Source organism: Flectobacillus longus, from assembly GCF_030056705.1.
Taxonomy (GTDB): domain Bacteria; phylum Bacteroidota; class Bacteroidia; order Cytophagales; family Spirosomataceae; genus Flectobacillus; species Flectobacillus longus.
Genome location: NZ_JASHIC010000001.1, coordinates 293,611 through 305,744, shown reverse-complemented (window position 1 = coordinate 305,744; position 12,134 = coordinate 293,611). Strand labels below are relative to the sequence as shown.

The following is a 12,134-nucleotide window of genomic DNA, read 5'->3' as shown; positions in this document are numbered from 1 at the left end:
ATCCGAAATCCAATATATGCTATCTGAAATATTCTAATGGTGTTTAGCAAAAATCTTCTTTGCTGCCAACGAAGCCATAGCCATAATCGTGAGTTGAGGGTTGACATTGATACTGGTAGGAAACACTGAAGCGTCGGCTACATAAACATTGTCGAGCCCAACAACTCCAAAGTTTTCATCAACCACTCTTTCGTAAGTATGTTGAGCATTAGCCATTTTGTTGCCGCCTTGAGGGTGTGCTGTACCCATAAAAAGGTCTGTTAACTGCAAAGGATATGTCTCAAAATGCTCAATAAAATCATTTACCTCATTAGCATCTTGAAGATTCAATAAAATTCCTGGTTTAGTAGGAATAATTACTTTTTTAGCACCAGCGGCTTGTCCTAGTTTAACCAATGTGATAATTGCATATTTAATATTTTCAACATCATTTTCACTCAAGGTCCAATCAAAAGCTTGTCCATTGAGGATATTTGCTTTGGGTTGAATACTCCCCATTGCATCTGAACCAATCAAGCCTCCAAAGTTCAAAAGCTTATCATAGTTTTTCATGAAATTATCTCTTCGCTCAAAAACAAAAGGCATACAAGCCAAAGCAAATGCCGCAGGAGGATTGAAATAGGTTTCGAATACGACCTTACTGTCAGCTTGTTCGCTATGACTAAATAAAGTGATTTGCTCTCCGTCAAAAGCTTTGATAGGTTCGTCAAACTCAAAAGCTAGTGGCATGCCAAAATTACAACTAATCTGCTGTCCAACTTGTGGATTGTTTAACTCACTACGCATCAAAAAATGACTCGAAGCAATTACCCCACCTGCAACAATAACGGCTTTATTGACTTTCACTACACGAATAGCGCCGTTATCGGCACGTAAAAGCACTGAGCTTGCTTTAGTACCAGCTTCGTTTTTCTGAAGACGTAAGGCAGTCCAATTGGCGATTACTTTTACGCCCCAAGCTTCTGACCACGGAATATAAGTTTCGAGCATTGAACGTTTACGAAGTTTTTTGTTGCCCAAATTCCAGTTACCATCGCCAATATTTTCTAAGTGATTTACTTCCAACACTTTTGGTTCGGTGAGTTTTGACGCCCCCAGAGGAGGGTTTTGATTGTAATTCTCGACACCAGTTCTGAATTTATTGGCTACTATTTCATTGATACCTAGCGGATTCAATGGTTTTACATTCAATTCACTTTTTATGGTAGGATATTCTTTGAAAATCTCATCCACTGGAATACCATAAGTTTCTTTCCAGATTTTAGCTACTGATTCAGGCATCTCGAAACATACAGCATTGTTGCTAACTGTTGTACCACCCACACATTCGCCTTGAAGCATCGTCATGGTAAACTGATTGGTTTGTTGCAGACCACCTTCTTTGTAGATTTTCTTCATCATGTCAAACTCGTTATCTTGAAAATCTTGACGTGGTTGTAAGCGACTACCTCTTTCTACAACAACGATTTTACTAGCCGCGTCTCTCACTTTTTGCTCATCTATTTTCCCTGAAGCATCAGTAAATTCTTTTTGAATACACTCGACCAAACGATATGCCGCACTAGCACCACCAGCTCCCGAACCGATAATCAAATAATCTACTTCTTCGGGCAAATCAGCTTCATGCGTTGGCGTAGAAACTCTTGGCGCAGGAATTTTGAGGTCTTGAATTTGCTCATAATTATTGGGGTCACTAGGGGATTTTGGTAATGGTGCTACTTCATGATAAGGAGGATTAAATAAAGCGCCATTGCTTTGCAAGCGGTCTCGTGCGTCGGCAGGCACATAACCAATCGAATGTCTGACATTGGCGTTTGTATAAAAAGCAAACTGTGTCAAGGCATTTAATGAAAGCCCAATTTGATAGGCAAATTCTGAAATAATGGGAACGCTTGAAGATTTTCGTTGCCATTCATTTCTGAAAATATAATGATTCAAAAAGTATCTTTGCTCATCTCGATTCATGGACGAAAACGGAGGTTTCATTCCAAAAAGCGTATTGAAAATATGTTCCAACAAGCTAAACGGAACATTCAAAATCCCTCGTTTTCTACCTTTTATACCAGAAATATATTGGTCTATAGAACTTGTAATCAGAGAAAGATTTTTTTCGTCTCCCAATAACTGATTTTGTTCTGCCCCTAAAGCTTGTACAAGTGCACGAATATTATCTGTTGCCGACGGACTCAGGGTATTGATGCCACAATCAATTTTATAATAGAGCTTACGAAGAAAGGCTAACAAGCCAGCAATAAGTAGGAACACGCAAGCATAAAGTGCTAAGTACCAGTTGATATGCTCAAATATGCCATGTTGATTGATGATTTTTACATCGGCAAAAATAATCCAAACTAGACCCAAAATAGCACCAAGTACCATTGGGAAAATGATAAGATTAGTGAAATGCTGTCTGAGCGAAATTCTGTTTATCAACAAAATACTAATAGCTGCCCATGATACAAAAAGCGTAATGGTATTGCCCAACATAGGGTCTGGAGCCGAAAAAATAAGTCCCCAACCTTCGGTAGGATTCCCCCAGATGCGAAAAGCTAACATACTTATTCCAATCAAAATACAGATAATTGTAAGTCCCGTAAAGGCAATTTTTTGTAAAGTGAGAGGAATAGAAAAGTTTATCGGAATCTCTTTTATTGCTTGAAAATCGCCTCGGTTGGCACGGTACTTGACCATCACAAAGATGAAAATTGACAACAAACTTCCTTCCACAAAAGTAGAAGTGAGCAGGTAGTCACGGTAACTTACAGTACTCGAAGGATTTAGGTAAAAAAGAAGGGTATAAATGGTTGAAAATAAATGTCCTGATACCAATACAACACAAACATGATAACGTAAGGCAATGTTATAAGCTCCCAAAAATGCAAGCATAATCATGAGCCATTCTTTGATATAAGTGTTCATCGACAAAGCCAAGTTGGCATTACCCATATTAATCATGTATTGCAGTGAGTCTGGCCAAGGGCTTGCACCAAGTTGTCCTAAAGCCAAAATTCCCCAAAAACCTAAATAACCAAATCCCGCTAAACGTAATAGCCAAAAACCAATATCTCGTTTGGGTTTGGATATGGTTTCTGTAGCCCAAGACTTTCCAAATAATTGCTCAAATTGTACTTTTGAAGCACCTTTGTCAATTGGGATTCCCCAAAAAATACTAGCAACTACTCTTGCTAAGAATAAAGTAAGAATAGTCGTAATTTTGGAAAGAGAGAGCACCGTAAACACAATTTTACTAAAATGCCCAGGAAGCCAAAATACAAATTTATCAAAATGAAATATCCATGCAGGGTGCGACGCCGTAGCATATAACTCATACTGGTGGATTTCGACAATGAAATAACCAAAGAAAACTATGCTCCATAAAAACCAAGAACTGGATTTTCGGAAAATAAATAATATGGGGGATGTTGTAAGAATAATAATGCTTTCAAATAACCAAAAAGATGATGATTTGAACCCCACAACTGTAATTTTTTCAAACGTTATCCAATCTAAGCTATTGAATAACGTTACTAAAATAGTAACCAGAATCGCTTGAATTACTGCAATACAACCAAGGCTTTTCCAAAGTGGTGTATTGTCAAGTGAATCAGGAGACTGGTATCCTTTTAGGGTAAAGAGAGAAGGAAGTTGCATAGTGCTTTTTTAAAGTGTGTATAAACAAATTGATGTTTGAATTAAAATAATTGCGGTTTGGATGCTCCAGAAGAGTGTTATTCGAACTCTAATGATGAAAGCACTATATTTTTGATAATCAACAAAAATATACAATTTGCTCTTTCAGCAAGTGATTTTATAGAACAAACTATGATTATTAATAAGAATTTTCGAGTAAAAGGCATGAACCCGTAAAATGCCAGACTTAGTTATATATTTTAAAATTGGTGGATTCTTTTCGACCACTTAACGTAAGTTATTATAATGAAAAAACTTTTCCTAGCAGCTCATTTGGTAGTATTATCTATCACACAATCTACATTTTCTTTTAGTGCGGTCATTCAAGCAACAAATGACAAACCAACCAAAGTCATTTTTCACGGGGTCTATAAGATTCCTGATCATGAAATTTATACGATTTTAAAGGGTATCCGTACACCAATTAACGAAAGTTCACAAATCCTGATTGAACCTAATAGCAGTATTATATTGCGTGTAGTTAATCTTAAAACCAATCAGATTGTAGCCAGAGAAAAAATCATGTATATGAATTTGACTACAGACCTTGTTTTTGAGTCATTGCAAGGAGAACATATCTTATACAAACGTAAGGCTTCAACTGGAATAGAGAAAGCTGTAGAAACAACCAAAACACCTGTTGCAATTTCTGTACCCAAAGTAGGAGCAACAGCAACTCTAAAAACAGAAAGTGCAGGTTCATTTGTAAAGCCAAAGCCAGGTACCTTTCCTGAGAAAGACGGTATTCGCTCTGGGAAAGGAGTTTATGACGAAAAAGCACCTCTCAATACAAAAGCAACTAATGCAACAAAAGTCGTAGAAACTGAAAAGCTTGACCCAAGAGCTACTCTGACAAAAGTAAATTATCCTAAACAGAAGGAAGAAGCTGTACAAAAAGTAGGAAATCTAGGCACAATAAATGCCAAGCCGATTATTATCAAAAAGGCAACAACTAAGCCTGCGTCTACTACTAATACCAAAACCAAGGTCAAGCAGTAATACCTTCTAATAAGCTTTGGGTATTTGGCAGAATCGTTTCTTTAAATACCCAAAGTCAAACCAAAACTCATATTTCTCTTCTTTCCCTTTGTTTAATCGCCTGTTTTCTTTACCTATTCTTCTCCACTTAATCAGCTTACTTTTAAGTACTCAAGAATTCTATTTATCTTTAGGGATAAATTTTGCCAGTTACGTCTGTATTTTCGGCGCTTAGTCATTAGTAAACTGCTAACAAAACCCATGAGAATTCGTTTTTATTTACCAATAATGTTCGTTATAGCCTTTATGTCTTGCGACGAAAGAAAGCATCGTGAGGTTCAGTTGCCCATTAGTGACTCTTCATTGTTTGTAAATACCCCGATTAAGCATTGGGTCGAAAATCCCGAAATCGACGAAGCTTCAGGCATTGCTGCATCTTATCAAAATCCACATAAATTTTGGGTTCATAACGATAGTGGTGGCGATAATGTATTGTTTTTGATAGGTGCTAATGGGAAAGGTTTACAAAAACTTATCTTAGAAGGTATCGATAATCGTGATTGGGAAGATATTGCTGTAGCCAGAAATGGTACTTCGTCTTACATTTACATAGCCGATACTGGCGATAATTTTAAATGGCACTCAACTAAATTTATTTATCGATTCCAAGAGCCAGTCATGGGGGAAAAATCCCAAATGACAGTGAATCATATCGAAACTATCGAATTTGAATACCCAGATGGTCGAAAAGATGCAGAATGTATATTGATTGATCCACTTTCAAAAGATATTTTTATTATTTCAAACCGTGAAGCAGAAAAACATATTTATCGACTCAAATATCCGCAGTCTACCCAAAAAGTAAATACAGCAGAACTAGTAGGAATCCTAAATACTTCGAAAGAAAGACCTACAGATGATAAAGCCTCACGACAGGATTTGTTTGTTACCTCTGGTTCTATTTCAAATACAGGAGAGGAAATTATAGTCAAAAATTATAAAAATATTTTTTACTGGAAAAAAACTCAAAACGAGACAATAGCCCAAGCACTCCAACGTCCTGCTCTAATTCTTCCCTACGAAGTAGAGTCGCAGGGAGAGGCTGTGAGTTTCTCTCAAGATTTGTCTGAATACTATACTATAACTGAAAAAGGACACCGTAGTAATTCAGTTTACCTTTCGTGCTACAAGCGTAAAAACAAGCCCCATTCAAACTCTTTTTAGGAGAATATCCAATTATTATATCATTAAATGAAGGGTGATAGATGTATAACAGGGTTAATCGTCAAAAATGTTTTTTTTGTTATCAAATGGTAATTTTCATTTGGTATGATTTTTGTGGTAGTTGTATTGATTCTCTAATATTTTTAAGTAGTGATTATGTTGTTGAAAGTGAGAGAGTTATCGCCTAACCTTACTATTATGATTCTCTTTGCCGTCATTTATACAGACATACACAAGTAGCTTCATATAGTAACTTCCGACCATTAAGATTATTTGTGGACAGTTGCTTATGCAAAATCTGGTAAATCATATATTTGAAGATACATTTGTAGGATATTGGCTTTGGGACGCAAGCACTCATCTGAACTCATGTAACCCAACTTTTCTCAATCTTCTGGCATACCCCGAGGCTGATTTTAACGCGTCGGAGGCTTTTTGGCATGATTATCTTTCTGCTTCGGATTTATTTGATTTCCAAAACGCATTCGAAGAGCTTTCTCAGACGCTTGAATCAAAACATATTTCGTTTAAATGGCGCATGAAATTGCCCAATCACGAAGTACGATATGTACGTGCAGGATTTAGAAATCTCGTCAATGACTTTTCTGTAGAAGCGGTGGTGGGTAGTTTTGTAGACATTACCGAAGAAACACTGCAATTATTAGAAACACAAAAAGAAGATAGACTTTATCAGCACACCTCTCTGTTGGGTAAAAGTGGTGCTTGGGAATTTGATTTTACAAAGAAATCTTTTTATCTCAATAAACCCGCTCAAAAGATTTTGCATTTGCCATCAGCTTGTGTTGATTGGGATGTATTCCAAAATATATTTGCTCATGAGGAGGATTTTCTTTCGTTCAAAAGAAATGTAAAAGCTTTATCCAATTCGCATAATATATTTACTCTGGAGTTTGAGGTTGATAAAACGCTAGGGATTGGACGTTGGTTTAGAATTATTGCAGATTCAAAAACATCGTCAAAAGTCTTAGGTATCATACAAGATATTACAGATTTTAAATTGTTTGATGAACGCCTCAATGTAATTTTTGAGCGTTCTACGGATGCTCATTTGATCTTTGATGAAAATGGCATTATTGATTGCAATGCTGCTGCGGTTCAAATGCTCGGATGTGATGACAAGGCAACCTTATTGAGATACCATCCTGCTTATTTTTCGCCTGATTTTCAGCCAGATGGCTCAACGTCACTCGAAAAGTCGAAAAAAATGGATGCTTTGGCTCGTCAAAATGGCTATCATCGTTTTGAGTGGCTTCATAGACGTCTCGATGGCTCTACTTTTTTAGCGGAGGTTACTCTTAACCCAATTCGCTTAAATCAAAAAGATGCGCTTTTGGTCGTTTGGCATGATATTACAGAGAGAAAGAAAGCAGAAGCAAAGCTAGCCAAAACACAGCTTTTGTTAGCCGAAACACAGTTGCTGACTCATTCGGCTAGTTGGGTTCTTGACTTATCGACCCATACCAATACTTATTCTTCGGCGGCATGTGAAATATTTGAAATAGAAGATGTTTCGAGTTTTCCTAAAATTAATCTGCTTGATTGGATAGACGAAACTACAAAAGCTCAATATCAGAACTTACTAGAGCAGGCTATCCAAAATCATGAAGAGTTTGAGATAGAACTATCACTCAATTTGAGTAACAACAAGAAAAAGATAGTTCGCAAAATAGGTAAGCCAACTGTTTCGGAAAGCGGTAAGGTAGATAAAATTGTTGGGGCTATTTTGGATATCACCCAAGAAAGAAAGAATCAAGAAGCTATACTAATCAAACAAGAACAGTTTGCCAATTTTATTACTAATACCCCTGCTGCTGTAGCAATATTTGATACCAAAATGAATTATCTCGCCTACAGCCAGCATTGGATTAACTCTTTTCAGATTCAGGAACAAGACTTGATTGGACATAATCATTATGAGGTGTTGCCAAATATTCCTCAAAAATGGAAAGCTATCAATGATTTGTGTTTGAAAGGCGAAATACATCATTCTAAATGTGATAGCTACACGCGTGCAGATGGAGAATTAGAATGGGTACGTTGGGATGCTCGTCCATGGTACTTGGACTCGGGCGAGATCGGGGGAATAATTATTTGCTTTGATGTGATTACTGATCAAATTGAAGCAAAAAATATCCTTATTCTTGCTAAAGAGGAAGCCGAACAAGCGGCAGTTGCCAAAACGCAGTTTTTGTCAACTATGAGCCACGAAATTCGTACGCCTATGAATGCTGTAATTGGAATTACACATTTATTGATGCAAAATGCTCGTGAAGATCAAGCAGAATATTTGAAGATTTTGAAATTCTCAGCAGAAAATCTACTAGTATTAATCAATGATATTCTTGATTTTAATAAGATAGAGGCAGGAAAAATTACTTTTGAAGAAGTGGATTTTAGCCTGAAAGATTTGTTAATCAATATCAGAGCAGCTTTGTTGCAAAAGGCTATTGATAAAGGGATTCAGTTAAAGTTGATGATGGAAGACGATCTTCCTGAGGCGGTAAAAGGAGATTCGGTAAGAATAGGTCAAATCCTCACCAATCTTGTATCCAACGCAGTGAAGTTTACGGATTATGGACGTGTTACGATTTCTGCATCGATTCTCAAAAAAGATGCGGATTCTACAACGGTAACTTTTGAGGTAAAAGATACTGGAATAGGCATACCTCAAGATAAATGGAATTCTATTTTTGACAGTTTTACGCAAGCTAGTCCCGAAACTACCCGAAAATATGGAGGAACAGGACTCGGATTGACCATTACGAAGCGATTATTGGAGTTACAAGGTAGTAAAATCCAATTAGAAAGTGCTCCAGGAGAAGGTTCGACGTTTTACTTTGACCTTCGTCTGAAGAATAGTTCCTTCCAATTTAAAAAACGTACTGAACCTGATATGACAATCCAAAAGCACCCAAGTTTGAAAGGACTTAAATTATTAATTGCCGACGATAATCGAATAAACATTATTGTAGCGCAACAATTTTTTAAGCGATGGGATATAGAGAGCGATGTGGCCGAAAATGGTGTTCTTGCTGTTCAAATGGTACAGCAATCAGACTATGATATGGTATTGATGGATTTACAAATGCCCGAAATGGATGGGTATGAGGCTACTCAAAGTATCAGAGCGTTGAGTAATGATAAATTTGCGCATATTCCAATTATAGCACTGACAGCTTCAGCAATGCTTGACATTAAGGATAAAGCGTTTTCGGTGGGTATGAATGATTATATTTCGAAGCCCTTCAATCCTGACGAACTATATCGTAAAATAGCTTTATATAAAAAAGAAAATATACAAGCTGGATAAAATAGTTTGGCAAATATATCCTTTTATAAATGCTCACAAGTTTTTTCGAAAGCATCACTAAATTCGGGATTTGATACTAAATTTTTACAAGCTGATAGCTGACATCTAAAAGCTCTTAAGGTATCTTCAAAACTTTCCCTTGATAAATAGGAGTGATCTTTGTGTTGCCAGTAGTTGGTATTACTGATATCAAATAAAGATTGGGGGGTAAATCAGACATGTCTATGGGTAACAAATTATTTTCTGCTATCATATTTTCTTGAGCCTGCACAAGTCTTCCCAGACCATCAAAAATCTTCAAATTAAAAAATTGATTGACTGCTGGCAAACGGACAAATAGTATAGAGCTACAGGGGTTAGGATAAGTAGGTAGTTCTTGAGCGGGCACAAAGTCGTCTACCGTCCAATTACCTGTATATTCATAACAGCCAATATCATAGGCTCCACCAATAGGTCGGAGTGTATCGATCAAATCTGTTTTAAGATTAAGAAAAGCCAAATCCTTCCCTGCATTTACTAGTGGCGAAGATAACCTTGGTTTATAATTATTATCGTTAGAATATTGAAGCTTGGCGTTGTCTATCGAGTTATTGGTAAAATTATTTGAAGCGGTATATCTTACTGTCGAGTAAGTTTTGATATACTGATTGCTAGCTGTTTTGAGAAGTAAATTATTGTAAATCTCGTAGTGCTGAATGGTACTGTAGAGTTTTATGCTCTCGCCAGTGGTACTTATAATGCTATTGTTCATAATTCGAACGTAGGTATTTTCGCTCGAACGAGGTCTAGTATCCGAAAAAATACCATTTCCTCCTATATTATAAATCAGGTTATTATAAATCTGTTGATTGCCTAATCCACCCAACATAATAATGCCTGTACCATTTACATCATGTATGACATTATTGTAACAATCTCCACCTGCCCCTCCACCAATTTGAATTCCATTTACTTGATATACCGAAAAAGGATTGTAACCAGTATGTTGTAATTCGTTATGATGCACCTTTGCATCGGGAGCACATGCGTATTGAATACCTTCGGCTGCGGTTTTATGTATTTTGTTATGATGAACGTCTAATCCATAAATCAGATGAGGATATGCTAATACCTTGCTGCCATCACAAATAATTTCTTGACCTTCATTCCAAAAGGAACTTCCTATGTACATTCCTTCGCCACCAGTGTCATGAATGTAATTATGGTGTAACAAAATATTGAACATGGCAAAGTTTCCTTCCCAGTTGCTTTGATCACAAATTGGATCAGATTTTACCATAATTCCTGCAAAACCTACATGAGAAATTTCGACGTTAGCAACCTCTATATCGCTACTTGTTCCTTCAATTTTGATACCCATAGAGGCATTAGCCGTTGAACTTATGCCAAAGCCTTCCTGAATACTAGATTCACCAGAGCCTAAAAATTGAATATGGTTACAATCAGAAAATAAAACACCTACATTGTAGCCAGTGATGTTTGCTTTGCCACCACAGTTGATGATTTTGATGGGTGCTGAGGCTGTACCTTTGATGTTCGTAAATCTGATTTCTGAATAATCACCTGCACTAATACAAACTGTTTGTCCAGGTTTAACGGGCAAATTTGAAGGGTCAAAATAGTTGGCCTTGCTAATTTTGACGTCACAATTACAGTTTTGCGAAATAGACTGAAAATTTATAATGACGTTCAAAAAAAATATCATAGCTATAATCAAGCGCATAATTCTATAAACCAAAATGAATAAATTAAAAACTGGCGGATAATTAATCGAAACATTAAACTTAGTAATAGGTGACTTTAACAAAATTATGAAATTTTCGCATTTATGTATCTTTTTGTCCTAAAATGTATTTACTAGAAAGTCTTTTTCTATTTTGAAAGAAAGTGCTTTTACTTTTCATTTGATGAAAACATACCAATAAAAAGGCTTTAATTTAGCAATTGTTGTGCTTGTTGAAGTACCATAATAAGAATGATTATCTTTGTAGTAAAATAGAATAGTAATGGCTGAATGGATAGACGAGCTTTGTCAATGGCTCAAATCACAGGAGATTCCTTTTCAAAGGACTACAGAGAAATTAGAAGGACAAGATTTACCTTCGATATATTTTCCGACCAAAAATATAAAATTGATCCTTTTTGATATTTTTTGCTGGCAACAATCACCACTTTCAGAATCTTATGGAAATAGTTTGAGTCATATTGCTGCGACTACTGGAACTAAGTACATTTGCCTTTGGCAAGATTTATGGCATACCAAGCAATCTCTTTTAAAAGCAAGAATCAGAAGTATCCTAGGCTTTTTTGTCAGATTGCACGCTCGTCATTGTATTGTTGCTAGGATAGACAAACCTCTGATGGATTCTTTTTTAGATATACATCATCTACAAGGGAGTACGCAGGCCAAACTCAAATATGGTCTTTTTCTCAAAAAACAATATATCCCCAAATATTTAGGCGAAAGTTTTCCAAGTCACGAAAATACCCTTATTGCGGTAGCCAGTTTTAGTGGTGGTCGAACTATGAAATGGGGTAATAGACAATATTTTCGTTCGTATGAACTACTACGTTTTGCCTCATTGCAAGGATTTGTTGTGGTAGGAGGTATGGACAAACTTATGCAGGCTTTTATACAAGAAAACCAACCAGACGATATCATGAGCTATGCCGACAAAGATTGGTCTGATGGGCGTAGTTATGATGTGCTTGGTTTTACGAAAATTATTGATTTTGAGATAATTATAAATTATTTTGTAAACGCTGATACTTATGAGCGTTATCCCGAAAACCGTATTTTACAACAATATTCTTTAGAAGAGCTAAAGAGCCAAAATTGGATTAAGATATGTAATTCGGGTAGTTTAAAATACATAAAAACACTTAGAAAAGAATAGTTAAGTTTTATAAT

General features: G+C 36.3%; 6 protein-coding genes. 4 read left to right on the top strand and 2 right to left on the bottom strand.

Going from position 1 to position 12,134, the window contains the following annotated elements; translation table 11 throughout:
• Window positions 1-33: 33 nt before the first annotated feature.
• Window positions 34-3,651, bottom strand: a complete 3,618-nt coding sequence (locus QM491_RS01210) for a GMC family oxidoreductase N-terminal domain-containing protein (protein ID WP_283325431.1) — start codon at window positions 3,649-3,651, stop codon at window positions 34-36.
• 285 nt (window positions 3,652-3,936) lie between these two features.
• Here QM491_RS01210 and QM491_RS01205 point away from each other — a divergent pair, with 285 nt between their 5' ends.
• The 3 genes from QM491_RS01205 to QM491_RS01195 all read left to right on the top strand — a co-directional run bounded on the left by QM491_RS01205 (window position 3,937) and on the right by QM491_RS01195 (window position 9,223).
• On the top strand, window positions 3,937-4,689 hold the full coding sequence (locus QM491_RS01205) for a hypothetical protein (protein ID WP_283325430.1): 753 nt from the start codon (window positions 3,937-3,939) through the stop codon (window positions 4,687-4,689).
• Window positions 4,690-4,929: 240 nt separating this feature from the next.
• The gene (locus QM491_RS01200) at window positions 4,930-5,892 is read left to right on the top strand and encodes a YjiK family protein (protein WP_283325429.1); all 963 of its coding nucleotides are present in this window, start codon (window positions 4,930-4,932) and stop codon (window positions 5,890-5,892) included.
• 289 nt (window positions 5,893-6,181) lie between these two features.
• The gene (locus QM491_RS01195; protein ID WP_283325428.1) at window positions 6,182-9,223 is read left to right on the top strand and encodes a PAS domain-containing hybrid sensor histidine kinase/response regulator; all 3,042 of its coding nucleotides are present in this window, start codon (window positions 6,182-6,184) and stop codon (window positions 9,221-9,223) included.
• Window positions 9,224-9,338: 115 nt separating this feature from the next.
• On the opposite strand, the gene QM491_RS01190 is transcribed toward QM491_RS01195, so the two are convergent.
• The gene (locus QM491_RS01190; protein ID WP_283325427.1) at window positions 9,339-10,928 is read right to left on the bottom strand and encodes a T9SS type A sorting domain-containing protein; all 1,590 of its coding nucleotides are present in this window, start codon (window positions 10,926-10,928) and stop codon (window positions 9,339-9,341) included.
• Window positions 10,929-11,229: 301 nt separating this feature from the next.
• Between QM491_RS01190 and QM491_RS01185 the strand changes: the two genes are divergently transcribed.
• Window positions 11,230-12,120, top strand: coding sequence for a hypothetical protein (locus QM491_RS01185; protein ID WP_283325426.1), 891 nt, complete (start codon window positions 11,230-11,232; stop codon window positions 12,118-12,120).
• Window positions 12,121-12,134 lie beyond the last annotated feature (14 nt).

Bases quoted from the DNA above. Each gene is read 5' to 3' on its own strand.
- QM491_RS01210 (WP_283325431.1), bottom strand. From the start codon at position 3,651: ATGCAACTTCCTTCTCTCTTTACCCTAAAAGGATACCAGTCTCCTGAT.
- QM491_RS01205 (WP_283325430.1), top strand. From the start codon at position 3,937: ATGAAAAAACTTTTCCTAGCAGCTCATTTGGTAGTATTATCTATCACA.
- QM491_RS01200 (WP_283325429.1), top strand. From the start codon at position 4,930: ATGAGAATTCGTTTTTATTTACCAATAATGTTCGTTATAGCCTTTATG.
- QM491_RS01195 (WP_283325428.1), top strand. From the start codon at position 6,182: ATGCAAAATCTGGTAAATCATATATTTGAAGATACATTTGTAGGATAT.
- QM491_RS01190 (WP_283325427.1), bottom strand. From the start codon at position 10,928: ATGATATTTTTTTTGAACGTCATTATAAATTTTCAGTCTATTTCGCAA.
- QM491_RS01185 (WP_283325426.1), top strand. From the start codon at position 11,230: ATGGCTGAATGGATAGACGAGCTTTGTCAATGGCTCAAATCACAGGAG.